Source organism: Thermoactinomyces daqus, assembly GCF_000763315.1.
Classification (GTDB): domain Bacteria; phylum Bacillota; class Bacilli; order Thermoactinomycetales; family Thermoactinomycetaceae; genus Thermoactinomyces_A; species Thermoactinomyces_A daqus.
Window position 1 is genome coordinate 59,720 of record NZ_JPST01000028.1, and the last position, 25,812, is coordinate 85,531.

A 25,812-nucleotide genomic window follows, 5' to 3' on the forward strand; every position below is an offset into this window, starting at 1 on the left:
TATCCTCTGTCCGTTGCAAAGAATTTCCGATTATTTCAATTTGCGAAGCTCGGGATAAACATCGCCCAAGGTTACATTGAGACCGGAGGATTGAAGATTCTCGAATTGCTCAGCCTCTTCGCGTAACTCTTCCGGTTCAACTTCCTTCATGCTCAGGCTGATCCGTTTTTGTTCGGGCTGCATGTCGAGCACTTTCACTTGCACTTCTTGACCTTCTTCCAGCACTTCAGCCGGAGTGGCCACATGGCGCCGGGAGATTTGCGATACGTGAACCAGACCTTCCACACCCGGATATACCTCAACAAATGCGCCGAAAGATGCGAGGCGTTTCACTTTCCCGGTTACGACATCGCCGATTTGAATATGTTTTTGCACCTGCTCCCACGGACCTTCCTGCGTTTCTTTGATGCTCAGGCTGATCCGTTCCTGCTCGCGGTTTACTTTCAGTACTTTCACTTTTACCCGGTCGCCTTCTTTGAGCACATCCGCCGGATGTTCCACTCGATGCCAAGCCAGTTCGGAAACGTGAACCAGTCCGTCAACGCCGCCAATATCCACAAATGCACCAAAATCGGTCAAGCGCTGAACCGTTCCCTCCAGCACTTGCCCTTCTTCCAGCGAGGCAAGCGTTTCCTCTTTTTTACGGTTCAACTCATCTTCCAAAACCGCTTTGTGGGAGAGGATCAGCTTATTTTTCTCCGGATCGATTTCAATCACTTTCAGAGTGAGTTCCCTGCCTTTGTAATCCGTAAAATCTTCGACGAAATGGCGTTCAACATGGGAAGCCGGGATAAATCCGCGCACACCCACATCGACGACCAGACCGCCTTTGACGATGTCCGCCACGGTTGCTGTCAGTGTTTCGCCTGTTTCATATTTGCGTTGCAGTTCGCTCCAGGCAGCCTCAGCGTCGACCGCTTTTTTGGAGACGATCAGTTTGTCTTCGTCTTCGCGGATGCGCAGCACTTTCACTTCCACTTCGTCACCGACGCTTAAAACGTCAGACACCTGATCAACATGCAAGCTGGACAGTTCGGAAATGGGCAATACAGCTTCAAACTTGTATCCCACATCAACCAGAGCCTGATTGTTTTCCACTTGGACGACTTTCCCTTTCAATACATCGCCCACTTGCAAAGTGGTAACTTCCGTTAATTCAGATTTCATTTCTTCGGTCATAAACGAGCCCCTCCTCAATCTCCAAACAATCTAAAATCCTTTATGATATAAGATCAGAGTGAAAAAGGTTCATGATTGTTCCTTTTTCTGATGATCTAATTACCGATGTTGATCAATCATTTGTTTAATCTCATTCATGATGCGATCAGTAAGTGCAGCAGCTTCTTTCATCCCGATTTTCTCCCGGGCCGGGGAAGTCACTTCAATTGGCTGTCCAAATATGATCCTCACGGGTCGAAATAAGCGATAAGGCCCGATAATCGCTGCCGGAACGACAGGTGCTCCTGCTCTGAGGGCAATCAGGGCCGCACCGGTATGCGCTCTACCAAGCTTTCCGTCCCTTGATCTGGTTCCTTCAGGAAAAATCCCCAGCACCTTCTCTTCCTGCAAGAGACGAAGCGCCTGTTTAAGAGCTTGCAGGTCCCCGCTGCCCCGCTTGACCGGAAATGCGCCCAGCACTCGGATCAACATAGAGAAGAGGGGAATGCGAAACAATTCCTGTTTGGCCATGAAATGGATTCTCCGATCCATGGCAGCTCCCAACAGCGGTGGATCAAGATTGCTTATGTGGTTGGCACAAATAACCACAGGCCCTTCTTTGGGAATATGATGAACTCCTTCCACTTTCCAACGATAGAAAAAGGAAAAGAAGCTGCGAACCGCTATACGCAATGAAGCATATAACATTATCTTACTCCCTGTTGCTCAATTTGTTACGACAAAGTTGCAGAATGTTTTCAACAATTTCCGCAATACTGCGATGGGTCGTATCGAGGAGCAGCGCATCATCCGCCTGTTTCAAGGGGGCATGCTCCCGTGTACGGTCTTGGTCATCGCGCTCGCGTATCTCTTTTTTCAACTGCTCAAGATCTGCAGGCAATCCTTTGGCTTTCATCTCGTTATAGCGTCTCTTTGCCCGCTCTTCGATGGAAGCCGTAAGGAAAATTTTCAAGTCGGCGTGCGGCAACACGTTTGTGCCGATGTCACGTCCGTCCATCACTACATTTTGTTTTTCGGCAATCTCCCTCTGTTTATTCACCAGCACCCTTCGTACCCCTAACATGCGGGCAATGGTGGAGGCCGCAGCCGAAATTTCCGGTGTCCGGATTTCATGGGAAAGATACTGCCCATTTATGGAAATTCCTTTTGGATGAAGGGTAAACGTGAGCGATTCCGCCAACCGGGTGACGGATTCTTCATCCTGCAACGGGATATTATCCCGAAGCGCTTTCCATGCCAGTGCCCGGTACATCGCTCCAGTATCGATGTAGACGAGCCCCAAACGTTTGGCTACCTGACGAGCCACTGTGCTTTTTCCGGCGCCAGCCGGTCCGTCGATTGCTACCAAAAAACGTTTCATAAAGCCCGTAAGTCCTTCCTAAAACGGGATAAAAAATGGCGAGAGCAGGCCGTGCCTGCTCGATTGGGTTTACTTTATTCGATTCCATCGATCTCAAGTACAATCCCTATCGAAAAACTCGACCCTGTTTTTCAGCCAATCTCGCGCTATGTATTCCTTTTTTACACGGAGATATAGGAAATTAGAACTAGCCCTGTATCTCAAGAGCAAGGAAAACCTGTTTAAAGAATAACATAATTTTGTCACAGTTGCAATGAAAACAATTAAATGAGCCGATTTTATTATATCGGCCCACTTAAAAGTTTAAATTTGATCCGCGTCGGCCTTTTCAATGCGATCGACCATCTCTTCGCTTCCGTCCAACGCATTGATGAAGATGCGGTATTGAATTTGATCAATTTGCCCCAAAAATTCGTAGCACAAAACCTCTTGTCCCTTGTCATTGTAAATAAGAGCGAGATTGCTTTTTCTCACTTTCAAATGGGAGTTTAATTTTTTCTTCGCCTCCGCTTTGGTCAGTTTCGGCTTTATTTCAGGACGTTTGATCTTGTTGAAAACATATTGTTCAGCTTGCAATCCCATGATTTCCCCATTGTCCAACGCCACTTTTACCACCAGGGTTTCCGGATAAATGTAAACCCCGTTTTCCCGGTGAACAAAATTGAAGGACACAATATTCCCCGTTTCATCATGAGAAATCGGAACCATATGAACATAACCGATGCGGTTCAGGAAGTTTTGGGCATGGCGAAGTGCCTGCTCCATGCTTAGATTCTGCCGTTTTACCGGGCGGTCGTAGATCATCCAGACCATGTGGCCGCCTTTGGCTGTCAGTTCGGTATGAACATCTGTATTTTTTGCACCTCTGTAGAAAACGCTGTAACTCTCATAATCCCCGTTCTTGTTCAGGGTAACGGAAATCCCTTTGGTTGAGTGTTTTCCAAAGGCTCTGGCCACGATCTGTTTCGCCTGTTGCGGGGTAATTTTGGCACCGGAAATATTTTTGGCCCGTTGCCGCTCATGCGCCTCCATGTTGCTGACGCTCGGTCCCCAGTCGACCTCCGGAAATTCTTTCACTTTCTGGTTTACTAATTTAAAACCGTCGATAATGGTGTTATCCATTTTTTTGTCTTCTGTGGCAACCGCCAATTCGACATCCATCCAGCGCAGGTTTTTGTCAAGAACCTTTTCTTGAACCGTTGCCAAATCGTCCCGCACCTGTTTGGACTGATTATACAAGGTATGCAATGTTTTCCACTCTTTGTCGTTTAAGGGGTGTTTGTTCAGATCACGAATCCCGACACTGTACGCAAACCGGCCGACGCGGGACAAGAACTTTTCCGCCTGATCAAACGGCATCAGAGTAAGCGGCAATTGACCGATATCGCTCTGTGCGTCATATGCCAGACGCCAGACGTTGGTCATCGAATTGGAAACCTGTTTTTGGGTGTTGAGCGCCAATGATTTGCCCAACTCCCCCTGCAACTTGTCCATATGGTTGTTCAGGTCATGAAACGCTCTTTGATACGTATTTTCCGCTTTGATGAGGATGGAGTTTTTATCCTGATGTTCCTGATACCCCCATGCCGCTACGGCTACAAAGGCAATTAATGTAATAGGGAAAAGAATGGCCGCCACCCTGCGGTACATGGCAACACGCCTCCTTATTCACAAAAAATGTGTTTTCCAATCTTCAGTTTCTGCGGCCTGGACCAAATCCATTTCGATGTGGCCGTGGCCGGATTAAAATAGTAAATGCAACCACCGGTCGGATCCCATCCATTGATCGCGTCCATCACCGCTTTTCGTGCTGTTTCATTCGGCTCCAGCCAAACTTGCCCGTCGCTTACAGCGGTAAATGCCCCCGGTTGGTATACAACCCCCGCTACCGTATGGGGAAATTTTTCACTTTCCATCCGATTTAAAATAACAGCTGCGATTGCGACTTGACCGATATAAGGCTCTCCGCGCGCCTCACCGTAAACCGCGCGCGACAGCAAGTCAATTTCATTTTTGGAAAAGCCGCCGCTGCTATTTCCCGCATTTGCCGCTTTCACAAAATCGCCCCCGCTTCCGCTGACGAAAACAACCACCAGGAAAAGGGCCGTCATAACTCCTCTCTTTATCCAATTTCTCACTGTCATTTCCTCCGTCTTTCGTATTCTTTTGCTAGTTTGAGCGGGGAAAACACAGATTATGCAAAAAGAAAAGCCCGGGTCGGTTGACCCCGGCAGCCGAGACTGACTTTCCTCAAGGGAGATAAGGTTCTTTATGGATTTCAAAATCCCCGGTATTGTCGCACAGGCAACGCTTAAATCCCGTCTCAAGTTTTCCTTTGCGCATCCGTCCTTTTAAGATAAAATGCTCTCCACACTGGTTACAATGAATATTGACAACGTATTTTTCATTGTCATTCATCCGCTTTTCCCCCTTTCCCTCTTTTCGTATTATTGACAGCGAATGCCCTGTCCCATACGATAGAGGCGGGTTTACTATGAAGCAAGAAAGGTTGGCGCAACAGATGAAGAAAATCATCGTTCTCACAACGGGAGGAACGATTGCAATGTCGCAAAGTGACGAATCCGAAGGTGTCAAACCGCAGGATCCGAAAGCGCTGCAAAAAACGCTTCCCTTCCTTAACCAATTTGCCGATGTGGAAATGGAACACCTGTTCAACCTGCCCAGTCCGCATATCACCCCGCACGAAATGTATGTCCTCGCCAAACGGGTTCAATCGCTGCTCCAACACGATGCTGACGGGGTGGTCGTCACTCACGGCACCGATACCCTTGAAGAGACGGCATACTTTTTGAACCTGGTCATCTCAAACGATAAGCCTGTCGTCATTACGGGAGCCATGCGCAGCCAAAATGAACTGGGGGCCGACGGTCCCTATAACCTGGTAAATTCAGTCCGCGTCGCCGCAGAGGAAGAGGCGAAAGGCTTTGGCACCCTTGTCGTCTTCAATGATGAGATCCATTCGGCCAAGACGGTGACCAAAACTCATACTAGCAATGTCGCCACATTTCAATCTCCCGGGCTGGGGCCGGCAGGATTGATTACAAAAAGGAACATCCTCTTTCATCGCGAACTGACGCGCGAAAAAATCTTGCCCCTCTGCTCCCCAAAAGCGAAAGTGGCATTGATCAAGGCCGCAGCCGGAATGGATGACACCATGATCCGTTGGGCCGTGGACAGCGGCTATCAGGGGATCGTCATTGAAGCGCTTGGCCAAGGAAACCTGCCGCCCGCCATGCTTCCGGGAATAGAGCAGGCCTTGGAGAAACAGATTCCGATCGTCCTCGTCTCCCGCTGCTATCATGGCTATGTACAGGATACGTATGATTACATTGGCGGCGGCCGGCAATTAAAGCAGATGGGCCTGATCTTCGCCAACGGGCTGAACGGCCCGAAAGCCCGCATAAAACTGATGCTGGCACTTGAAGTAACCAATGATCGCACCGAATTGGAAACTTACTTCAAAATATGATTTATCCCTACAAAAAGAGAAACTGCACCTACCCGCGGCAGATGCAGTTTCTCCCGAGCCTTGATTCCGTGAAAATATGTTGGTGGTCGGTCATCAGCGTTTTCCGGCTTTTCTTGCAAGGTGCTTAAAGACACATCCCCGGATTGTCCCGGCCATTCAGGAACGCTTTCTGCGCAAGTCCCTAGCAATCATTCGCCCATGGTGGCGGCCGTTTTCGATAAAGATTTTGGTCGAGTCATGGCCGGTTGCCACCACGCCAGCCAGATACAGACCGGGAATCGTGGTCTCCATCGCTTCCGTTAAATAAGGAACACCGGTATCCTCATCAATTTTTCCGCCCAGGCGCCGAACCGGTTCAAGGTTGGGGCGATAACCGGTCATGGCAAACACGGTATCCGCGGGGATCTCAATTTGCTTTTCGTTCTGCTCGATGACCACGCTGTTCGGTTTGATCTCTTTCACTTCAGAACCCCAGTACATCTTGACCCTTCCTTTTTCAATCGCTGCTTCAATCACGGGTTTTACCCATGCTTTGACACTTGGGCTGAATTGTTCTCTTCGGTAAACCATGGTCACGTTTGCCCCGACATGATGAAGATCAAGCGCCACATCGATGGCCGAGTTGCGCCCGCCGATGACGACAACGTTCTGATCGGCATAGGGATGGGCATCATGGAAATAATGATGGACATGGTCTGATTCTTCCCCGGGTATATTCATAAGATGGGGATTGTCATAATATCCTGTTGCCAACACAACCGCCGGCACTTCATAAACCCGCTTTTCATCCCTTTTTGCCGTAACCACCCGGAAACCGGAATCCGTCCGGTCCATTTGCACCACTTTTTCATAAGTATGGACGTTCAGCTCATGCACCCGGCAAACGGTGCGAAAATAGGCGAGCGCTTCCTGCCGGGTCGGTTTTTCATTGATCGTAATAAAAGGAATGCCACCGATCTCCAATTTATCAGCCGAACTGAAAAAAGTCATGGATAAAGGATAATGATAAATGGAATTCACCAAACAACCTTTTTCAATAATCAGTGGCTCGAAACCCTCTTTTTTTAGCTCAATCGCAGCAGAAATGCCACAAGGCCCTGCTCCTACAATAATCACATCTGTCAATCCAGCCACCTCCTGCGATACAAAAGAAGAACACCCGGAAAAAACAGGGTGTCCTTCTCACACTGCTTCTTATTATACTATACCCAGCCACGAAAGCGAGATGCTTCTGCCATTTTTCGCACGCCGACCATATACGCGGCCAGACGCATATCCACTTTCCGGTTGTTGGCTGTATTGTAGACGTTTTCGAAAGCCCTTACCATAATGTCTTCCAATTTTTGTTCAACTTCTTCTTCAGACCAATAATAACCCTGGTTGTTTTGTACCCACTCAAAGTAAGATACAGTCACACCGCCGGCACTTGCCAATACATCCGGAACAAGCAAAATGCCCCGTTCGTGCAAAATTTTGGTGGCTTCGAGAGTCGTCGGACCGTTGGCGGCTTCCACGACAATGTCCGCTTTGATACGATGGGCGTTTTTGGCTGTAATCTGGTTTTCCACAGCAGCAGGCACCAGAATATCACAGTCAAGTTCCAACAGCTCTTGGTTTGAAATCGTATCCTTAAACAATTTGGTTACCGTACCGAATGAATCGCGACGATCCAATAAATAATCGATATCAAGTCCGTCGGGATCGTGAAGGGCACCGTATGCATCGGAAATGCCGATCACCCTCGCCCCCGCATCATGCATAAATTTGGCCAGGAAACTTCCGGCATTGCCAAAACCCTGAATCACGACGCGGGCTCCTTTGATGTTTAAACCACGTTTTTTCGCAGCTTCGCGGATCATGAGCGTCACGCCCTTGGCAGTCGCCGTTTCACGCCCGCGGGATCCGCCCAGCACAAGCGGTTTGCCCGTAATAAACCCCGGAGAATCAAACTCGCGGATACGGCTGTATTCGTCCATCATCCACGCCATGATTTGCGAATTGGTAAAGACATCGGGTGCCGGGATATCTTTGGTCGGCCCTACGAGCTGGCTGATTGCACGGACATACCCGCGTGAAAGGCGCTCCAGTTCGCGAAAGGACATTTTGCGCGGGTCACAGATAATGCCTCCTTTTCCGCCGCCATAAGGCAGATCGACAATCCCCGCTTTTAAACTCATCCAGATTGATAACGCTTTCACTTCGGATTCTGTTACATCCGGGTGGAAACGCACTCCTCCCTTGGTCGGGCCAACAGCGTCATTGTGTTGAGCGCGATAACCTGTAAATACGGTAACCGTTCCATCATCCATCCGGACGGGAATTCGTACCGTTAACACACGCAATGGCTCTTTCAAAAGTTCGTAAACCGATTCAGGATATCCTAATTTTTCCAACGCCTCTTTAATCACCGTTTGAGTTGAAACAAGGACATCCAGATTTTCCTGTTCATCCGGTTGATGACCTGTTGCAACTGACTGTTGTTCCATCCTGACCACCTCAGAAAAATTACTACTAAGCCTGTTAAACATTTATCAGTATACAATAATCCTCAAAATATCTAAACTCTTTTCTGTAAAAGTTTGCTGGTCGGATCGTGTATTCCACTTCCCTTCCCACGTTCCCCGTGGTCGGTCAGACGGACACCACTCCCCTCCCGATTTTGCTTAAGTCCACACCGAAATTTCGCCGGACTAGTCACGAATGATACCTGCTACTTTCTCCACAGCGAGAAATATGAGAAAATAAGTCCGGGTTCCCAAACCGCTCGATCGTTTCCCAAGGAGGAAGTATGGAAATGTCAGAAAAAAACATTCTTTATTGTTTTGCTCACCCCGATGATGAAACCTTTACCTGCGGAGGAACGATTGCTCGTTTCCACTCCCTGGGGGCAAAGCAAACACTGTACTGCGCAACCCACGGCGACGCCGGAAAAACGGGAAATCCTCCTGTTTGCAGCAAAGAAGAACTGGGTCACGTGCGAACTCAGGAACTGCAAGAAGCGGCGCAAATCTTAGGAATCGACAACCTGATCCTGCGTGATTTCGGAGACGGTCGGCTGAAAGATCAGCCCTTTTCACGGTTGGTTGAGGATATACGATCGGTACTCGAACAGATTCGACCGGAACTCGTGATTACCTTTCCACCGTCCGGCATCTCCGGCCATCAAGATCACAAAGTGATTCAAAAAGCCACACTCGCCGCTGTTGAGCAAATATCATTCCCTACCAAAATTTACTATATTGTCATTCCGGAATCAATTGCTAAGTTGCATGCAAGAGCGGTTCATACAGTTCCGGATGCATATGTATCCAGGAAAATTGACGTTACTGCTTATCGCGACAAAATCGCCCAGGCGCTCAAAGCCCATAAAACACAACATCTTTCCGTCGAGCGCGCCTTTCCCGGCGTCCTGGAAGGTGACTGGACCCGGTTGCGCTCCGAAGAATATTATCAATTAGTTATACAAAAATAAATTTTTTTATTCACCTGCAAGCATGATGAATGAATAGGAAAACGCACCCTGTTTTGGGTGCGTTTTTTATCTCATCCAAAATATCGAATGATTTGGTTAATCGCATCTTGATCGCACACGGTTTTACCATACTCGATCAGCAGGGGTTCTGTTACGGTAGAAGACTCGCCAAATTCGGAAAGGATCGCCACCAGGGTTTGGAGATCATCGATTTCCAAATCACGGCCAAACACCAAATAGTATCTGTTCTGATATGCGTACAGACATCCGCCCTGCTTCACGAGAGAACTCATGCGCATCGCAGCCTGAATGACGTCTTCGAAGTCGGCAAAACGGAAGATGATATCTTCTGTCTCTTCCATGGTTACTTCGAGTTCATACAGTTCTTCATCATGTTCAAAATCATCCTCCGCTTTCGATGTACGCCCACGGGTGACTACCACTACCATTCCCTGTGCGGGTAAGGCAAATACTTCCACCGCGACCGGACCGGCCACTTCAAAGCCCAATTCCTGATAGGCATGTTCCATCATGTCATTGAACAACTCGTGAACTTTGGGGATATCACGCCACATATCTTCCCTCTCAATCCCACGGTCAGCGAGATCATCCAAGGTCAAGAAGAAGCGAATTTTATCTCCCCCAAGACGCTCGACACGCATGGCCTACCCTCCCTCGCTGGAGACCTCCCAATACTAAGATATGTGAAAAATAAACGCTCTGTTACGAGGTCAAGTCTCCTATTTTTCTTTATGAATATCATACACAAAGAAGCGGGTACTTGCATAGTCCAAGCATGGCAAACAGCATATCATGATGCCGGGGCCACGCACAAGATCCGTTTTCATTCAATTCATTTGCTTGAATGAAAATCTCCCCGCATTCCATGTCAATATTTTACTGATGCTTGGCCACTCCCGCAAGAGGCATCAACTTTCCGGGAAAGTCAAGCAGCACTCTGCTCCCGTGATCGCCGCATTGATCCTGATTTGCCTGGAAGAAAACGAAGGAAAAAATGATCATGCGTTCATGTCCTCAGGGTATGCATCCATTCTCTTGACTTTCGGTTCTGTGGATGGTTTGCTCCTTGCAATTCTAACCAAATCATTCTAAAATGGGGATGTTGGAAGTGGACTTAGCTCATTCGGAATATTCATGGGAGGAGAATTATTCTTATGCGCACTTGGGTAGACAAAGATACTTGCATTGCATGTGGAGCTTGCGGTGCAACTGCTCCGGATGTCTATGATTATGATGAAGATGGAATCGCATATGTAATTCTTGATGATAACACAGGAACGGCCGATGTCCCTGAAGACCTGTGGGACGATGTCCGCGATGCGCAAGAAGGTTGCCCGACTGACTCCATTAAAGTTGAAGAGTAAAAAGCACGGAAGAGTAACCATGGCCTAAAAGCTGCTCAGTTCCCTGAGTGGCTTTTTCGCTTTTGTCGCAAAAGAAAGCGAGCTTCCTCCCTCCCCGAGCCCGCCCTCCTTTGTCACAAAAGAAACCGCACTATCCTTGACGCAGATCCCCTTCTTCCAAATACAAACTCACTTCCGCCAATCCGCCATCCACATTGACGACATCGGCAAAGCCATGATCTGACAAAAAACGGACGACATGCAGGCTGCGAATCCCATGTGCGCACATCACGTATATTTTTTGCTCCGGATCCAGTTCATGAATGCGCTCGGAAATGGATCCCATTGGGATAAACTTGCAGTTCTCCAACCGGGCCATCCTCCATTCTTCCGGCTCGCGGACATCAATCACTTCATTGGGATGAAGGGCTCCGCTTTTGTACTTTCGGGCAAATTCTTCCGCAGAAATATGGGATGGATTTTGGTTAGCCATTGCTCATTCTCACCTTTTTTTCCTTCATTTTAACACAATCCGTCCCCCCGGCACTTTCCGGAGTCATTTTATTTGCGTCTTCGCCTAAAACCGACTACAATGGGGGTTAGGTAATTTTTATCCCTTAAAGGATACATAGTTAGGAGGATGTGGAATGGCAAACAACCTCGTAGTTGATGCATTCATCGAAATTCCCACAGGAAGCCAAAACAAATATGAATTTGACAAGGAAAAAGGGGTATTCCGCCTCGATCGCGTTCTTTATTCCCCGATGCATTATCCGACCGAATACGGTTATCTGGAAAACACCCTTGCCGAAGACGGAGATCCGTTGGACATTCTGGTACTCACCACGTTCCCCACTTTCCCGGGCTGCGTGATCTCCAGCCGTGTCATCGGGGTATTGCTCATGTCCGATGACAAAGGTCCGGACGAGAAATTGCTGGCCGTTCCGGAGGATGATCCACGCTTTAACGGAGTGAACAGCCTCGATGACGTGCCGCCCCACATTCTGAGCGAAATCGAGCATTTCTTTAAAGTGTACAAAGACCTGGAAAAAAAAGAAACCAACATCGTTGGTTGGAGAGATGCCGATTTTGCGGCCAAACTGTATGCCGAGTGCCAAAACCGCTATCAGCAAAACAAATAAAAAAACAAGAAAACCCTGGCTTCGCCTCCACGGAAGTCAGGGTTTTTTTGCATGCAGTTCAATGAGTCCCAGCTGTCTTGACAATTCATAATGAAGACTCTGCAATCCATCCGCAAACCGGACCATGATTTTTCGTCCGGGAGCAACTCCTTCCAATCTCGCCACCTCGGTGACGACTCCTTCACCGAATTTGATATGATTCACCCTCATTCCCTGTGCGACCTCTTCATGGCTGAAGCGAAGTTGCGGCTGCTCCCTGCTCCTTTGCCGCCATGCCGCCGCTTCCGGCAGCCGTTTGGGTTGCAGCACCGGATCGCGATCTGATTCCTCCCCGCCGGCAAAGCCCATTTCCTTTAGAAAAGGGGAGATTCCACTCCGTTTTCCCTGCCTCGTCTTGCTGGCGGACAGATACAATTCTTTCCGGGCCCTGGTGATGCCGACGTAAAAAAGGCGGCGTTCCTCCTCCCAGGCTGCGTTTTTCCGCTGTTCCGGAACCTGGAGACTCCGGTAATGAGGAAGAACCATGGCGTGCAAACCGATCAGAAAGACCCGGTCAAATTCCAACCCCTTGGAACGGTGAAACGTCATCAGCTTCACTTTGGCCTGCTCATCCGGTATTTTCAGGCGGGCTTCCACTTTTTTTGCATGCTCCATCAATGCTTGTCCGTCGGAAAACGGCTCGGCGGCGAGCAAGAGCTCATCTGCCGGCTCCATCAAACTGGTGAGATCCGAACCGGTCTCCTGCGCAAAAGCTTTTAAGTATCGATCATACCCGATCGTTTCACGGATGGCGCGAATCGCTGCCGCAGCGGACATGTTTTTCAGCGAAAACACATGTTCACGCATCTCCTTGAAATAACGGATCTGGTACGGCTCCAAACCCGGCAGATGCGGCAACGCCTCCAGCAACGACAAATTCCGCTTGCGCGCCAAATTCCACAGAGCATCCAGCCATTCTTCGCCGAACAGGTATCGCTTCGGTTTGTTGATGATTCGCGCCAATGCATCGAGATCATTCGGGTCGGAAGCCAATTTCAAATAGGCAAACATATCCTGCACCTGAAAGCGGCGGTAAAAAGAGTATGAACCATCATTCACAAAAAAAGGGATATTCCGGCGAACCAACTCATCGATAATCGCTCTTGCCTGTGTCAGGGTGCGGAACAGGATGGCCGATTCCTTTCCATCGCGCAAACAGAGAAGAATGCGCCGGGCTTCATCGTTTTCATCCTCCGGCTCCCACCAGTTGATGCGGGTTCCCGTTTTTCCCGTCCCGATTCGCGTTTTGGGTTGCCGCAAACGGTTTTTCCTGATCAGTCGCTCGCTGAGCCCAATAATCTCCTCTGTTGAACGATAATTGACCGTAAGGATAATTCGCCTCGCTTCCGGAAAATCCTCACTGATCTTCAACATAAACCGGGGATCGCTTCCCCGAAATCCGTAAATGGCCTGGTCATCATCCCCGACGGCAAAAAGGCAGCGGTGCCCGGCAGCCAGCTGGATGAGAACGTCGTATTGCACACGATTGATGTCTTGAAATTCATCCACCAGAAGATGGCGAAAGCGATTTTGCCAGTAGTCCCTGAAACCGGGGCGCTTCAACCGGCTGTAAACGGCGAGCAGAATATCGTCGTAATCCCATACCCCCTCTGCTTGCTTCCTCTCTTCATAAGCGGAAAAAACATCGCGAAATAAAACATTTTTCTGCTTTTGCACCTTTAATTGCCCCGGCAATATCGCGTTCCCTTTGCAAAGGCCGATCTGATTGAGATATGTACCAATGGTCTCTTCATCCGCAGGCTGCTCCTTCTGCCCCAAAATCTCCCGAATCCATCCCGCTTGTTCCTTCGCGCCAAGCAATGGCGGCGGAAACTCCCCGCTCTCCCGCAACATACGGAAAAAAAGCGAGTGAAAAGTCCCGATGTACATCTCTTTACTCTGTCCGGGCGCAATCTGCTCCAATCTCGCTTTCATCTCCCGCGTGGCTGCACGGGTAAATGTGACCACCATCAATTGGTTTGCTGAATTCCCCTGTTCCAGCAAATACAAAATCCTGCGCGTCAATACCGTGGTTTTTCCGCTCCCGGGCCCGGCAAAAACGGCAACCGGCCCTTCCGGCGCCGTAACCGCCCGGCATTGCTCTTCGTTAAGCCCGCTTAAAATCATCTCTTTCACTGTCGCATTCATCATTGCAACAAATCCCTCCTTTCCCTCAGGTGTTCCGTTCCGTTTTTTCAATTGAAGGCAACCTATATCTTAACACAAAATTTTCAACCGGTGGCCCCTCTGCAAGGAAGCGAATCTTGCCCTTCTTTTTCAAAATTTCAGGTTGACACAAATACATTACCGTGCTAAATTAATTATCAAATTTCAGAGTAGAAAAACGATGATGGAGCCAAACATCACGGAAAACTTCCCAGAGAGCCGATGGTTGCTGCGAATCGGCAAGTTTTCGGATGTGGAGCACTCCGGAGCGGCTGGTTGAATTTGAAGTAGGCTGGCACGGCAGACCCGTTATCCATGAGTCCTGATCCTGGACTTGCCAAGGTTGTCGGTGTGAACCGGCAACAAATGAGGGTGGCACCACGAACCTCTCGTCCCTCCGATCCATTGGGATTGGTATGGGCGTGAGGTTCTTTTTATTTTGATCTCATTGAAGGGGGTAAGAATCATGTCCTTTTCCGACAAATTCCATTTGCGCATTCCCGGCCCGACACCGGTTCCGGCGCGTGTGATGCAGGCGATGCAAAAACCGATGATCGGTCATCGAAGCGGTGAAGCTTCTTCACTCTATTTGGAATGCTCTGCCAAATTAAAACTGGTTTTCGGCACCAAGACTGATCCTCTTCTCCTCAGCAGCAGCGGAACCGGCGCTTTGGAAGCCGCCGTCGTGAATACCGTCTCACCGGGAGAAGAAGCGGTTGTCGTGGTGACCGGCGCTTTCGGAGACCGGTTTGCCAAAATCGTGCAAAAGTATGGAATTACCTTGCACCGCTTGGATCTGCCTTGGGGGAAAGCCTGCGATCCGGATCTGTTGGCCTCGTTCCTCCGGCAACATCCTGCGGCCAAAGCTGTCTTTTTCACCTATTGCGAAACATCTACCGGCGTCTTAAATCCGGTCCGGGAGTTGGCCCAATCCGTTCGTGAACACTCTGATGCGCTGGTGATTGCCGACGGTGTCAGCTGCCTCGGCGCCGTTCCCTGCAAGATGGACGAATGGGGCATCGATATCATGGTCACCGGTTCGCAAAAAGCACTGATGCTCCCGCCCGGCCTCGCCTTTGCGGCAGTCAGCCAACGCGCATGGAAACAGATTGAACAAAATCCGACCCCGCGCTTTTATTTGGATCTGCTCGCCTACCGTAAGAATTTGGAAAAAGAAACTACTCCCTATACGCCGGCGCTTTCCCTTCTCTACGGTTTGGCAGAGGCTCTTGCCATGCTGGAAGAAGAGGGATTGCCCCGGGTCTTTGCCCGCCACGAGCGATTGAAAACCATGACCCGGGCGGGAATCAAAGCCCTCGGTCTTGAACTGATGACCTCCGATGCCGACGCTTCTCCCACCGTCACATCCGTTTACGGCGGCCGTGAGAAGTGGGAAGCAGAAACGCTCCGAAAAGAATTGCGGGCACTCGGGGTCGGCGTCGCCGGCGGACAACAGCATCTTAAGGGAAAAATCTTTCGCATCGGCCACATGGGATATTGTGATGAACTGGATATCTTGACCGTGCTGTCAGCTCTGGAGATCGCCCTCATCAAAACAGGCGTCCCGGTTGAGCTCGGCAGCGGTGTAAAAGCGGCACAAGAGGTGATGCTTCATGTATAAAGTTTTGATAACGGATCCGCTCAGCGAACAGGGAATTTATCAACTGCTGGAAGCAGAAGATGTGGAAGTGAAAAGAAAACCGGGTCTGACCGGTGAAGAACTGTTTTCTGCCATCGAAACCGCTGATGCCTTATTGGTGCGAAGCCAAACCAAAGTGACGGCAGAGCTGATCGAAAAAGCAAGCAGGTTGAAAGTGATCGCCCGTGCAGGGGTCGGTGTCGATAATATCGACGTTCCGGCTGCCACCAAAAAGGGGATTATCGTCGTCAATGCCCCCGACGGCAACACCATCTCCACAGCCGAACACACCTTTGCCATGCTGATTGCCTTGGCGCGCAATATCCCGCAGGCTTATCGCTCTGTGATCAGCGGAGAATGGAACCGGAAAAATTTTGTCGGCGTGGAACTGAACCAAAAAACGTTAAGCATCATCGGACTGGGCCGGATCGGCACAGAACTGGCCAAACGGGCCAAAGCGTTCCGCATGAATGTCGTCGCCTTCGATCCTTATCTGTCAGACGAGCGCGCCGCCAAAATCGGGGTAAAAAAAGCTACATTTGAAGAAGCGATTGCAGCGGGGGATTTCATTACGGTGCACACCCCTCTGACCAAGGAAACCCGGCATTTGATCAATAAAGAAACCTTCTCTCTGATGAAGGACGGCGTTCGCATCCTTAACTGTGCACGCGGAGGAATCATCGACGAAGAAGCGCTTTACGACGCCATTCAATCGGGGAAAGTGGCCGGAGCGGCGCTGGATGTATTTGAAAACGAACCACCGGGTGAGCACCCTCTCTTTTCCCTTCCGCAAGTGATTGCGACTCCCCACCTGGGAGCATCCACTCTGGAAGCACAAGAAAACGTGGCGGTAGACGTGTGCGAGGAAGTTTTGCATATCCTGCGCGGCGAACCGTTTAAAAATGCGGTGAATCTTCCTTCCATCCCGGCCGAACTGCAACAAAAGCTGGCGCCGTACCAGGAATTGGCCGAAAAACTCGGCAAATTTATTTCCCAAGTGGCCAGCGGGGCATTGACGAAAATTACGGTTACATATTCCGGAGAAGTGGCCGAATTGGAAGTGGCCCCCCTTACCCGTACCATTTTAAAAGGGGTTCTGTCACACCACTTAACCGATGTAAACTACGTCAATGCACCTCACCTGGCCAAACAGCGCGGCATTCAAGTCGTCGAGCAAAAAACGGCAAACACCCACGGCTTTACCCAATTGATCAAAGTGGAAGTAGTGACGGCAACGGATATTCGCAGCGTTGCGGGTACCCTGCTGAACGGCTTCGGGTCGCGAATCACCAAGATCGACGACTATCCGGTTGATGTGACACCGCAGGGTCACCTGGTCTTTGTCCAGCATCGTGATCAGCCCGGGGCAATCGGCCGTGTCGGCACACTCCTCGGCAGCCATGATATCAACATTGCCACCATGCAGGTGGGACGTCAGGCGATCGGCGGCCAGGCAATCATGGTCTTGCGAATTGATAAACCACTGCCCCAATCGCTGATTGCATCTCTTCAGGAATTAAAAGAAATTCAGTCTCTGATCGAAATTGATCTATAATATAAGTGTAAAAGCAGGGGAACCCCGTTCCTCTGCTTCTTCCTGTGCGGAAAGCTTCCGTCTTTCCCGCACAACCTGTATGAAAAATCGAAAGCGCACCAGCAGGAACGCGAGAAAACAGGGGGCATCACGCTCAACCTGCAAAGCACTTTCACAGATAAAAGGAGGGTATCCATTTGAGCAGTTTAAGTGGAAAAGTCGCAATTGTAACCGGAGCGAGCAAAGGGTTGGGCAGGGCGATTGCCACACGTCTGGCCCGAGGCGGAGCTCTGGTTGTCGCCGCTGCGCGCAGCAAGGAAAAACTGGAGCAACTTCAACAAGAAGAGTCGCAGAAAATCGTCTCCTTTCCATGTGACGTGACCCGGGCGACAGAGGTCAAAGCATTGATCGATTTTACCCGAGAACGCTTTGGACGCCTGGACATTTTGGTCAACAACGCCGGCATCGGCCGCTTCGGCAAAGTGGAAGATCTATCGGAAGACGATTGGGATCAAATGATGGCCGTCAATCTGAAGGGAGCCTTTCTGGCTTGTAAATATGCCATCCCCCATTTAAAGGAAACTGAAGGCCATATCGTTAATATTTCCAGTATTGCCGGAACGGAGAGCTTTGCGGGCGGGGCTGGATATTGCGCTTCCAAATTCGGGTTGATGGCCCTGTCCGATGCACTCACCTTGGAACTAAAGCCGCACCAGGTAAAGGTATCCACAGTATGTCCCGGATCCATCAAAACGGAGTTCGGCCGCCACAAAGATTATGCGCTTGAAGCCGAACAAGTGGCTGAAACGGTTTGGACGATCGTTTCCGCTCCAAAAGGGGTGATCATCAATCAGGTGAGAATGAGACCCCTTGTTCCACGCGAATACCAGAAATAAAAAAATGCCTGGCGCTATGCCAGGCTTACTTCTTCCTCCACCTTCACCCGCACCGGCAATTCCACCATGAAGACCGTTCCTACGCCCAATTGGCTTTTAACGGAAACATTCCCTCCATGAGCATTGACCAAATGCTTGACAATCGACAAGCCCAATCCAGTGCCGCCCGATTGTCCGCGGGTGCGTGCTTTATCCGCTTTGTAAAAACGTTCAAAGACAAACGGCAAATCTTCCTCGGGAATTCCGGAACCCGTATCCTCCACATCCAAATGGATCATCCCGTCCTGCTCATAGACATGGACACAGACAGATCCTTCCGGCGGGGTATGGCGGATCGCATTGTCAATCAGGTTCGTCAACACCTGTTCAATTTTATCCCCATCCCAATAGATGCAAGGCAAATTCTCTTCAATCTTCGCGGAGAGATGAACCTGTTTCTCCCTGGCAAGTGCCTGGAATTTGCGAATGATCCGCTGCACAAAATCATACAGGGAACGTTCGGTTGGCACGATTTGAATATGGCCGGCCTCCATGCGCGCCAAATCAAGCAATTCCCGCACCAGCCGTCCCATCCGCTGGGACTCCTCGTTAATCACCTGAGCGATCTCGCGGCGCTCTTCCGGTGTTTCCGCGATGTCATCCATCAGTGCTTCGCTGTAGCCCTGCAACATCGCCAGCGGTGTGCGGAGTTCGTGCGACACATTTGCAACAAAATCCTTGCGCATTTTCTCCAGCCGGCGCTCTTCCGTCACATCGCGCAGCACTGCGACCACTCCGCGCACCTGATCCCGGTAATAGAGAGGGGACATGACCACGACCCATGTTCTCCCCTGCTCGGTTATATCCCCTGTATGCTCTTTGTTGTCTTCGATCACCTTGTCAAAAAACACTTGCATGGGAGGAGGAAGTGTGTTCTCTTTAATCTGTCCCTTCCACGTGGACAGAAAACGTCCGGCAACCGGGTTGCTCAAAATAATTTTTCCATAACGGTTAATGGTCAAGACACCGTCCGTCATGCTGCGGAGAATACTGAACAATTGCTCTTTTTCCTGGGACAGCTGATGAATCGAATCTTCCAGTTGCGATGCCATGCAATTAAATGTCAAGGCCAGTTCCGCCACTTCATCCCGTTCGTGATACCGCACCGGCACCCTGATGAAGAATTCCCCGCGAGCCATTTTTTCCGCCGCTTTTTTAATCTGGATCAGCGGCTGGGAAATGCGCGTGGACAAGAAGAATGCAAAAACAGTGGTCAGGGCGATGCCGATCAGAGCCGAGTAAAAAATCCAGCGTTTGATATCCGTTTCGCTCAATTGCTCCTGCGTTTGATACAGGACAATCGCACCCGTCGTTTTGCCATCCTTGATATAGGGAACAGCGACCAGCAGGATATCATTTTTAAACAGACTGAAGTCCGTCGGATCTTTCTCTAGCGTGATTTTTCCCCTTTTGAAAACACGCTCGCCGTGAAGCACTTTTTGAATGTCCTCTTTTTTCAAAACCTCTTGCCATGGAACATCCGGCACCTTTGGCGAAACGCCAACCGGACTCACCGCTCCGCTCGGGTCCAGCAATACGATATATGTATGGAACAGTTCGGACACTTTTAAAACGTTATTCAAATACTGGGTATGGTCAGGAACCGTTTTTGTCAGATTGGACTGAATTTCCGTCGCCAGGTTTTCCAGGCTCTTTAACTGATCCTTCCCATACGTATTTTCCACCTGCTCGCTCAAAAACAAACTGAGAAGCACCAATACCATGGATACCAACACGATGATGGTCAGCCAAAGCTTTCCCACAACACTTCGTAAAATCACTCTTTTGGCACCTCTAACTTATACCCGACTCCCCAGACTGTTGTGATCATTTTCGCAGCCTTGGCGGAAGCCCGGTTGAGTTTTTCGCGCAGACGTTTCACATGGGTATCAACTGTGCGCAAATCGCCGAAAAACTCATAATGCCACACATCACGAAGAAGTTGTTCCCTGGTGAATACTTTATCCGGCGATTTGGCCAGATAGTACAGCAGCTCATATTCTTTGGGCGTCAATTGGATTTTCCGGCCGCCTGCTTTTACTTCATGGGCATCGTGGTCAATCGTGAGTTCAGGGAAAACAATCACATTATGGGTTTCCGTATCCGTCGTCAAAAACGCCGTAGCCGACGTCCGGCGCAACACCGCCTTGACCCGGTGCACCAATTCGCGCGGGCTGAACGGTTTCACCACATAATCATCGGTCCCTGCCTCAAACCCCTCGACCCGGTTGGTCTCCTCCCCTCTCGCCGTCAACATGATGATCGGGGTGGCTTTCTTCTTCCGAATTTCCGCACAAACCTCCAATCCATCCATCCCCGGAAGCATCAAATCGAGCAGAATGAGATCATAGTTGTTCTCAAAAGCCAGTTCCAGCGCCTTTTCCCCATTTTCCGCCTCTTCGATGTGGTATCCTTCCCTCTCCAGATACATTCTTAGCAGGCGGCGGATGCGATCTTCATCATCCACCACCAGAATGTGATATTGCTTTTCCATATTCCTTGTTCACCTCTGCTGTCACCAAAAATTTACGCATAAGAATGTAATCCCGAGATGACCAAATTAATTGCGATCAGGTTGATCATGATAATCACAAAACCGCCTACTGCAAGCCAGGCGGATTTCAGCCCGTGCCATCCTCTGGAGAGCCGCAAGTGCAGGTAGGCGCTGTAGAACAGCCATGTAATCAGAGCCCATACTTCTTTCGGATCCCAACTCCAAAAATGGCCCCAGGCCTCCTGTGCCCAGATCATGGCGAAAATGAGCGCTCCCAATGTAAAGATGGGAAACCCGATCGCAATTGAACGATAACTGATTTCGTCGACCAAATCGAGATTCAGGTTTTTTACAAGCGGATGCAGGATTTCCCGCAAGCTTTTACGCGCAAACAGGCGAATGAGCGCGTACAAAATCAAACCGCTGAGCACAGACCAAATCACGGAATTAAACTTACTCGCTGCCTTGTTTCCTTTCATCCAGACCGGCGCTTCAAACAAAGGTTTTTTCAGGCCCAGGAAAGAATCCATGTTCATCACTTTCCCGTCGTGCGGACCGACCAAAGGCGGTAACGTATATTCTTCCACCGTCGGCTGTCCGTCGACAATGTGACTCAGTTTGGCATCATAATGAACAGCAGCGAAAGCAAAGCTGGTCACACTAAACGAGACAAACATGAGCACAACGGTTAATGTGATTTCGAGCCAAAGCGCATTGGCCCCTTTTCTATTAAAACCTACTTTATTAATCAAGTAAATCAGTCCGGCCACAAAACCGACACCAAATGCCCCTTGCCCCAAGGCAGCTGTAGTAACGTGGATATAGAGCCAATAACTTTGGAGCGCGGGAATGAGAGGCTGTACATCGCGCGGATAAACGGAAGCATATGCGAGCAAAATCACCGCCAGCGGCATGACAAATGCTCCCAGCACTGCAGAGCGGTAGATAAAATACAAAATGACAAAGGCGATAACTATGGTGTAACATAAAAAGGCCGTAAATTCAAACATGTTGCTGGTGGGAAAATGCCCGCCGATAATGATACGGGTAATGATGAACAGCGTTTGAAAAATCACGCCGACGATCGCCATTCCGACGGCCAGATTGCTAAAGCGGCGCAACTTTTTTTCATTTTGTTGATCTTTATCCTTAGCTATTCCCATGACAAACGTAACAGATGAAAGAAGATAAAGAAAAAATGTGCAAAGCAGGAGATATTCCATCAGCTTTTCCATGTGCCGCTTCCCCCTATTTCTTCACAGGCTGCAAGCTAAACTCCGAAAGTGACTCGATTTGCTTCAGTTCCCGAAACAGGCTGTACCAGTTTTTGTTGGTATGGGCGCCAACATACAGGATTCCGTCCTTCCAGCGAATCCAGACGCGGCGGTGTTGCCAGTAAAATCCCATCACCAACCCGATCATGGTAAAAAATCCGCCAACAAACAGGAATGGAAGGCACTTGTCCACACGGACCAACAGGCCGCTTTGGTTAACCATATTAAGTCCTGCCAGGTCTATCGCATATTTGTTTTGTTTGGTAAGGCTGTCCAGATTTTCCCCGGCGATCACCCATGATTTCTCTCCCTCTTGTTGCCCTTTCTCCTTCACTTCAAAAATAAAGGCAGGGCGGTTTGGATCCTGGGATTTCGTGATCGGCCGGTTATCCTTCATGGCGAAGTCAGGATAATATTCCAGCGCCCTTACATCCAGATTGCCGACATGGTAGACATGGTTGGGATCGAGATTGTATAAATCGACCGTAAACGTGCCCATCTGTTTCCCTGTTTTTTTCTCCGTCACCTTCAGCTTGATCGAGTCGAGAAGCCCCATCTGGAAATCAGCCTGATACAGCATCAGATCGTCGTACTTCAACGGATGGTTTACCAGAATCGGCGATTTTTTAACGGGAATCAATTTCCCGTTTTTTTCATTCTTCTTATAAAGGACGGCATCCGTTTCATATTTTTTTACAATCGGCCCCTCATTCTCTGACTGGGTACCATTGTAAAACTGAATGGAAAAACGCTCATTCTTTACATAGTAGGGAGTTTCGGGGACTCGTTTAATCTCGCCCTCACGCACCCACATGGTTTCATCGAGGTACCATCCCGGTATGTATCTCAGCAAAATCCCCAATAAAAAAAGGATTAACCCAATATGATTGATGTAGGGACCCCAACGGCTGATTCTGCCTTTTTCCGCCAGCAGGGAATCGCCATCCCGATGGACGCGATAAAATTTTTTCTCCAGAGCAGCACTGATTTGTTGCAATTTCTCCTCTTTTTCTTCAGCCGGAACGTTTTTTTGGTCCCTGATGCGCTGTTTGGAAATAAATTCGGTACTTTTTACCGTTTGTTGGTTGTTAAGCGCTTTAAAAAGAGGAACAACCCGGTCCAGGCTGCAGACGACAAGGGATATTCCGATCATTGCCACAAGAAGGAAAAACCACCATGTTTCATACACATGGGAAAAACCCGTTACATAAAACAGCTTGCCGGTAAATCCGTAATGCTGTTCATAATATCCCAACCTGTCTGTCTCCGGAATCAGATTTTCCTGCGGATAGATGGAACCGATTCCTGCCGTCACCAACGTGATCAAAATAAGAATCACCGCTACTTTTACGGAGGAGAAAAAATTCCAGACCATATCGAAAGGCGAAGCAGGGAGCGTCTGAGAACGGCGCGCTTTGCCTTCATAGCGCATCTCTTTGGCAATGGTCTGTTTCTCTTTTAACTCCTCATCCAGCGGTTTCCCGCAGTACTCACAGAGAATGGTACCAACGGGGTTATTGTGTCCACATTCACATTTGCTGTTCTCGATCATCTTTTATTTCTCCTCCCGGAACCCGTGAGCGCAATAACGGTTGTGGTTCTATCCCCCCATTCTTCATTATAACGCTGCCTCTTATTCTCTCAGGCCGTCAATTTGAAGATTGTTTGAAATATCGTCTCATATTTGTAACATTTTCTTCAAACGCTGAATCTCTGACGGCTTTAATTCCCGGTATTCTCCCCTTTTAAGGCCGTTGATCCCCAAAAATCCAATGCGCGTGCGAATCAGTTTTTCCACCGGGTGTCCGATGGCCGCGCACATCCGGCGCACCTGGCGATTTCGGCCTTCATGGATCACCAGCTCCAGCCTGGAACTTTTCTCATCCGATTCCAGCAAACGAACCTTGGCAGGTGCCGTCAACCCATCTTCCAATTCCACCCCATGGCGCAAAAACTCGAGTTTGGAGTGACTCGGCTTCCCCTGAACGGTGGCAATATACACCTTTTCCACTTCATACCGGGGATGAAGCAAGTGATTGGCGAGAGTTCCGTCATTTGTGACCAAAAGCAATCCTTCTGTATCGTAGTCCAATCGGCCCACGGGATAAACCCGCTCCTTGATGTCCCGGAAAAAATCGGCAATCGTTTTCCTGCCCTGCGGATCATACATACTTGTAATCACCCGCAGCGGTTTGTAAAAAAGAAATGTCCTTTTTTGTTCCCTTCTGAGCGGCCGGCCGTCCACTTCGATTTGATCAGTTTCCGGGTCGACTTTCATCCCGAGTTCTTTCACAATCCGGCCGTTCACTTTCACCCGCCCCGCTGTGATCAGTTCTTCACAGCGACGCCTTGATGCCACGCCGGCATGGGCCATCACTTTTTGCAATCGTTCCATGCATCCAGTCACCTCTATGACATCTTAACCGTTTACCCATGTTTTCACAAGTTTTTCACATCATTCTCTGTTGCAAAGGCAAAAAAAAACGGCGGCATGGCCACCGAAGAAAAGCGGGAAAACGAATCGGTCAATGGGCGAAAACGATGGTGCAGATGATCCAGGAAGCCAAGAACCCGGCCAGGTCAGCCCACAGTCCCACTTTTAACGCATACAGCGTACGCTTAATGCCAACCGCTCCAAAATACACTGTCAGCACATAGAGGGTGGTATCCGTACTGCCCTGAATCGTCGAAGCCAGTTTTCCGAGAAAGGAATCAGGCCCGTAGATTCGCAAAATACTTTCGACAAAGGCAAGCGAACCGGTTCCGGAAATGGGGCGCAAAATGCCAATCGGCACCACTTCATGCGGAATGTGAAAGAAATCCAATAGAGGAGTGAGGAATTGCAAATAAAATTGCAACGCCCCCGTATCGCGAAAAACAGCCACAGCCACCATCATCCCCACCAGATGCGGGATAATGGAAATGGCTGTTGGAAATCCTTCCTTCGCCCCCTCGATGAAACTTTCATAAATGGGAACTTTGCGAAAAATGGCATACAGGGGGACAAAGACCAGAATTGCCGGCAACATCATTTTGGAAATAAAATTGATAAGATCCAGAAGCATGTTTGTCCCCCCCTCAAACCCTCATTGGTTGAATGTGCCGAAAAAATATGAACGTTTATTTCTTTAAATTTCCGTATTGATCAAAAGTGCGGCTACGATAATATCGATCCAGCAGAATGGCAATGGTGGTGGCAATGATGGTGGCCAATAACGTGGGCCCGATGATCTCTGTCGGATTAGCCGACCCGTATTTAAGCCGGATGCCGATCACCGTAGTCGGAATTAAGGTAAGTCCCGATGTATTCAGAGCGAGCAGCGTGCACATGGCCGGCGTTGCAGTCTTGGAATCAGGGTTCAACTTTTGCAGCTCCTCCATCGCTTTCAATCCCATCGGCGTCGCCGCGTTCCCAAGGCCGAACAAATTGGCGCTCATGTTGGACAAGATGTACCCCATTGCCGGATGGTTATGAGGAACGCCGGGAAACAAAAACGATGCCACCGGCTTTAACAGCTTGGCCAACTTCTCCAGCAGCCCGGCATCCTGGGCGATTCGCATCATGCCCATCCAGAAGACAAGGATACTGATCAAACCGATACAAACGGCCACCGCTTCTTCCGCCCCCTTTAATGCGGCAGTCGTAACCAGATTGAGTTTTCCTTGAACCGCAGCCGCAACCGCCCCGCTCAAAATCATGAAAAACCAGATATAATTGATCATC

General features: G+C 49.4%; 24 protein-coding genes, 1 pseudogene and 1 other annotated feature. Of the genes and pseudogenes, 7 read left to right on the plus strand and 18 right to left on the minus strand.

Annotation, left to right across the window (positions count from 1 at the left end; genetic code table 11):
* Positions 1 to 30 precede the first annotated feature (30 nt).
* The 6 genes and pseudogenes from rpsA to JG50_RS20505 form a co-directional block, all read right to left on the minus strand.
* On the minus strand, positions 31 to 1,179 hold the full coding sequence (gene rpsA / locus JG50_RS0112455) for a 30S ribosomal protein S1 (protein ID WP_033101442.1): 1,149 nt from the start codon (positions 1,177 to 1,179) through the stop codon (positions 31 to 33).
* Positions 1,180 to 1,278: 99 nt separating this feature from the next.
* Complete coding sequence (locus tag JG50_RS0112460) at positions 1,279 to 1,866, minus strand: lysophospholipid acyltransferase family protein (RefSeq protein ID WP_052154285.1); 588 nt, start codon at positions 1,864 to 1,866, stop codon at positions 1,279 to 1,281.
* A gap of 4 nt (positions 1,867 to 1,870) precedes the next feature.
* A complete protein-coding gene (gene cmk, locus JG50_RS0112465) occupies positions 1,871 to 2,539 on the minus strand; it encodes a (d)CMP kinase (protein WP_033101443.1) in 669 nt (222 codons plus the stop codon).
* Between the two features lie 303 nt (positions 2,540 to 2,842).
* Positions 2,843 to 4,189 carry a germination protein YpeB gene (ypeB, locus tag JG50_RS0112470; RefSeq protein ID WP_033101444.1) on the minus strand — a complete coding sequence of 449 codons (1,347 nt, stop codon included), beginning with the start codon at positions 4,187 to 4,189 and terminating at the stop codon, positions 2,843 to 2,845.
* A 14-nt stretch (positions 4,190 to 4,203) separates the two neighbouring features.
* A pseudogene (locus JG50_RS0112475) lies at positions 4,204 to 4,608 on the minus strand (cell wall hydrolase); the annotation flags it as partial.
* 181 nt (positions 4,609 to 4,789) lie between these two features.
* Positions 4,790 to 4,957 (minus strand): hypothetical protein, encoded by a 168-nt coding sequence (locus JG50_RS20505; RefSeq protein WP_181735418.1) that lies wholly within the window; start codon positions 4,955 to 4,957, stop codon positions 4,790 to 4,792.
* A gap of 76 nt (positions 4,958 to 5,033) precedes the next feature.
* Between JG50_RS20505 and JG50_RS0112480 the strand changes: the two genes are divergently transcribed.
* Positions 5,034 to 6,029 (plus strand): asparaginase, encoded by a 996-nt coding sequence (locus tag JG50_RS0112480; protein WP_304650700.1) that lies wholly within the window; start codon positions 5,034 to 5,036, stop codon positions 6,027 to 6,029.
* A 156-nt stretch (positions 6,030 to 6,185) separates the two neighbouring features.
* Here the strand turns inward: JG50_RS0112480 and JG50_RS0112485 are convergent, their stop codons facing one another.
* Together JG50_RS0112485 and JG50_RS0112490 are read right to left on the minus strand one after the other, a co-directional pair.
* Positions 6,186 to 7,145: a YpdA family putative bacillithiol disulfide reductase gene (locus JG50_RS0112485; protein WP_309485173.1), complete on the minus strand. Its 960-nt coding sequence runs from the start codon at positions 7,143 to 7,145 to the stop codon at positions 6,186 to 6,188.
* Positions 7,146 to 7,231: 86 nt separating this feature from the next.
* Positions 7,232 to 8,515: a Glu/Leu/Phe/Val family dehydrogenase gene (locus tag JG50_RS0112490; RefSeq protein WP_033101446.1), complete on the minus strand. Its 1,284-nt coding sequence runs from the start codon at positions 8,513 to 8,515 to the stop codon at positions 7,232 to 7,234.
* A gap of 308 nt (positions 8,516 to 8,823) precedes the next feature.
* Between JG50_RS0112490 and JG50_RS0112495 the strand changes: the two genes are divergently transcribed.
* On the plus strand, positions 8,824 to 9,501 hold the full coding sequence (locus JG50_RS0112495) for a PIG-L deacetylase family protein (RefSeq protein WP_033101447.1): 678 nt from the start codon (positions 8,824 to 8,826) through the stop codon (positions 9,499 to 9,501).
* Between the two features lie 71 nt (positions 9,502 to 9,572).
* On the opposite strand, the gene JG50_RS0112500 is transcribed toward JG50_RS0112495, so the two are convergent.
* Positions 9,573 to 10,163: a genetic competence negative regulator gene (locus JG50_RS0112500; protein ID WP_033101448.1), complete on the minus strand. Its 591-nt coding sequence runs from the start codon at positions 10,161 to 10,163 to the stop codon at positions 9,573 to 9,575.
* 513 nt (positions 10,164 to 10,676) lie between these two features.
* On the opposite strand from JG50_RS0112500, the gene JG50_RS0112510 reads away from it, so the two are divergent.
* A complete protein-coding gene (locus JG50_RS0112510; RefSeq protein ID WP_033101450.1) occupies positions 10,677 to 10,886 on the plus strand; it encodes a ferredoxin in 210 nt (69 codons plus the stop codon).
* Positions 10,887 to 11,016: 130 nt separating this feature from the next.
* On the opposite strand, the gene JG50_RS0112515 is transcribed toward JG50_RS0112510, so the two are convergent.
* Positions 11,017 to 11,358 (minus strand): rhodanese-like domain-containing protein, encoded by a 342-nt coding sequence (locus JG50_RS0112515; RefSeq protein ID WP_052154286.1) that lies wholly within the window; start codon positions 11,356 to 11,358, stop codon positions 11,017 to 11,019.
* Positions 11,359 to 11,512: 154 nt separating this feature from the next.
* On the opposite strand from JG50_RS0112515, the gene JG50_RS0112520 reads away from it, so the two are divergent.
* Positions 11,513 to 12,007, plus strand: a complete 495-nt coding sequence (locus JG50_RS0112520) for an inorganic diphosphatase (protein WP_033101451.1) — start codon at positions 11,513 to 11,515, stop codon at positions 12,005 to 12,007.
* 36 nt (positions 12,008 to 12,043) lie between these two features.
* Here the strand turns inward: JG50_RS0112520 and JG50_RS0112525 are convergent, their stop codons facing one another.
* A complete protein-coding gene (locus JG50_RS0112525) occupies positions 12,044 to 14,197 on the minus strand; it encodes an ATP-dependent helicase (RefSeq protein WP_152568575.1) in 2,154 nt (717 codons plus the stop codon).
* Positions 14,198 to 14,384: 187 nt separating this feature from the next.
* Positions 14,385 to 14,612 (plus strand) — a binding site (T-box leader).
* A 66-nt stretch (positions 14,613 to 14,678) separates the two neighbouring features.
* Between JG50_RS0112525 and JG50_RS0112530 the strand changes: the two genes are divergently transcribed.
* From JG50_RS0112530 to JG50_RS0112540, 3 genes are all read left to right on the plus strand, one after another.
* A complete protein-coding gene (locus tag JG50_RS0112530) occupies positions 14,679 to 15,833 on the plus strand; it encodes a pyridoxal-phosphate-dependent aminotransferase family protein (protein ID WP_033101453.1) in 1,155 nt (384 codons plus the stop codon).
* Entirely contained in the window at positions 15,826 to 17,406 is a 1,581-nt protein-coding gene (serA, locus tag JG50_RS0112535) for a phosphoglycerate dehydrogenase (RefSeq protein WP_033101454.1), read from the plus strand. Before JG50_RS0112530 ends, serA begins: the two co-directional genes overlap by 8 nt.
* Before the next feature lie 176 nt (positions 17,407 to 17,582).
* Positions 17,583 to 18,281 (plus strand): SDR family oxidoreductase, encoded by a 699-nt coding sequence (locus JG50_RS0112540; protein ID WP_033101455.1) that lies wholly within the window; start codon positions 17,583 to 17,585, stop codon positions 18,279 to 18,281.
* Between the two features lie 14 nt (positions 18,282 to 18,295).
* Here JG50_RS0112540 and JG50_RS0112545 read toward each other — a convergent pair whose 3' ends face one another.
* The 7 genes from JG50_RS0112545 to JG50_RS0112575 all read right to left on the minus strand — a co-directional run bounded on the left by JG50_RS0112545 (position 18,296) and on the right by JG50_RS0112575 (position 25,811).
* Positions 18,296 to 20,101 (minus strand): ATP-binding protein, encoded by a 1,806-nt coding sequence (locus JG50_RS0112545; RefSeq protein WP_033101456.1) that lies wholly within the window; start codon positions 20,099 to 20,101, stop codon positions 18,296 to 18,298.
* Positions 20,098 to 20,814: a response regulator transcription factor gene (locus JG50_RS0112550; protein ID WP_033101457.1), complete on the minus strand. Its 717-nt coding sequence runs from the start codon at positions 20,812 to 20,814 to the stop codon at positions 20,098 to 20,100. The genes JG50_RS0112545 and JG50_RS0112550 overlap by 4 nt, the downstream gene beginning before the upstream one ends.
* 32 nt (positions 20,815 to 20,846) lie before the next feature.
* Positions 20,847 to 22,049, minus strand: coding sequence for a c-type cytochrome biogenesis protein CcsB (gene ccsB / locus JG50_RS0112555; protein WP_033101458.1), 1,203 nt, complete (start codon positions 22,047 to 22,049; stop codon positions 20,847 to 20,849).
* A gap of 13 nt (positions 22,050 to 22,062) precedes the next feature.
* Complete coding sequence (locus JG50_RS0112560) at positions 22,063 to 23,640, minus strand: cytochrome c biogenesis protein ResB (RefSeq protein ID WP_081943911.1); 1,578 nt, start codon at positions 23,638 to 23,640, stop codon at positions 22,063 to 22,065.
* Positions 23,641 to 23,766: 126 nt separating this feature from the next.
* A complete protein-coding gene (locus JG50_RS0112565) occupies positions 23,767 to 24,483 on the minus strand; it encodes a pseudouridine synthase (protein WP_033101459.1) in 717 nt (238 codons plus the stop codon).
* A gap of 130 nt (positions 24,484 to 24,613) precedes the next feature.
* Complete coding sequence (locus tag JG50_RS0112570) at positions 24,614 to 25,153, minus strand: spore maturation protein (RefSeq protein WP_033101460.1); 540 nt, start codon at positions 25,151 to 25,153, stop codon at positions 24,614 to 24,616.
* A 55-nt stretch (positions 25,154 to 25,208) separates the two neighbouring features.
* A complete protein-coding gene (locus tag JG50_RS0112575) occupies positions 25,209 to 25,811 on the minus strand; it encodes a nucleoside recognition domain-containing protein (protein WP_033101461.1) in 603 nt (200 codons plus the stop codon).
* Position 25,812: the final 1 nt, after the last annotated feature.

What these genes read in the sequence shown, in the direction of transcription:
- rpsA (WP_033101442.1), bottom strand. Translation starts at nt 1,179, where the DNA reads ATGACCGAAGAAATGAAATCTGAATTAACGGAAGTTACCACTTTGCAA.
- JG50_RS0112460 (WP_052154285.1), bottom strand. Translation starts at nt 1,866, where the DNA reads ATGTTATATGCTTCATTGCGTATAGCGGTTCGCAGCTTCTTTTCCTTT.
- cmk (WP_033101443.1), bottom strand. Translation starts at nt 2,539, where the DNA reads ATGAAACGTTTTTTGGTAGCAATCGACGGACCGGCTGGCGCCGGAAAA.
- ypeB (WP_033101444.1), bottom strand. Translation starts at nt 4,189, where the DNA reads ATGTACCGCAGGGTGGCGGCCATTCTTTTCCCTATTACATTAATTGCC.
- JG50_RS20505 (WP_181735418.1), bottom strand. Translation starts at nt 4,957, where the DNA reads ATGAATGACAATGAAAAATACGTTGTCAATATTCATTGTAACCAGTGT.
- JG50_RS0112480 (WP_304650700.1), top strand. Translation starts at nt 5,034, where the DNA reads ATGAAGCAAGAAAGGTTGGCGCAACAGATGAAGAAAATCATCGTTCTC.
- JG50_RS0112490 (WP_033101446.1), bottom strand. Translation starts at nt 8,515, where the DNA reads ATGGAACAACAGTCAGTTGCAACAGGTCATCAACCGGATGAACAGGAA.
- JG50_RS0112495 (WP_033101447.1), top strand. Translation starts at nt 8,824, where the DNA reads ATGTCAGAAAAAAACATTCTTTATTGTTTTGCTCACCCCGATGATGAA.
- JG50_RS0112500 (WP_033101448.1), bottom strand. Translation starts at nt 10,163, where the DNA reads ATGCGTGTCGAGCGTCTTGGGGGAGATAAAATTCGCTTCTTCTTGACC.
- JG50_RS0112510 (WP_033101450.1), top strand. Translation starts at nt 10,677, where the DNA reads ATGCGCACTTGGGTAGACAAAGATACTTGCATTGCATGTGGAGCTTGC.
- JG50_RS0112515 (WP_052154286.1), bottom strand. Translation starts at nt 11,358, where the DNA reads ATGGCTAACCAAAATCCATCCCATATTTCTGCGGAAGAATTTGCCCGA.
- JG50_RS0112520 (WP_033101451.1), top strand. Translation starts at nt 11,513, where the DNA reads ATGGCAAACAACCTCGTAGTTGATGCATTCATCGAAATTCCCACAGGA.
- JG50_RS0112525 (WP_152568575.1), bottom strand. Translation starts at nt 14,197, where the DNA reads ATGATGAATGCGACAGTGAAAGAGATGATTTTAAGCGGGCTTAACGAA.
- JG50_RS0112530 (WP_033101453.1), top strand. Translation starts at nt 14,679, where the DNA reads ATGTCCTTTTCCGACAAATTCCATTTGCGCATTCCCGGCCCGACACCG.
- serA (WP_033101454.1), top strand. Translation starts at nt 15,826, where the DNA reads ATGTATAAAGTTTTGATAACGGATCCGCTCAGCGAACAGGGAATTTAT.
- JG50_RS0112550 (WP_033101457.1), bottom strand. Translation starts at nt 20,814, where the DNA reads ATGGAAAAGCAATATCACATTCTGGTGGTGGATGATGAAGATCGCATC.
- ccsB (WP_033101458.1), bottom strand. Translation starts at nt 22,049, where the DNA reads ATGGAAAAGCTGATGGAATATCTCCTGCTTTGCACATTTTTTCTTTAT.
- JG50_RS0112560 (WP_081943911.1), bottom strand. Translation starts at nt 23,640, where the DNA reads ATGATCGAGAACAGCAAATGTGAATGTGGACACAATAACCCCGTTGGT.
- JG50_RS0112565 (WP_033101459.1), bottom strand. Translation starts at nt 24,483, where the DNA reads ATGGAACGATTGCAAAAAGTGATGGCCCATGCCGGCGTGGCATCAAGG.
- JG50_RS0112570 (WP_033101460.1), bottom strand. Translation starts at nt 25,153, where the DNA reads ATGCTTCTGGATCTTATCAATTTTATTTCCAAAATGATGTTGCCGGCA.
- JG50_RS0112575 (WP_033101461.1), bottom strand. Translation starts at nt 25,811, where the DNA reads ATGATCAATTATATCTGGTTTTTCATGATTTTGAGCGGGGCGGTTGCG.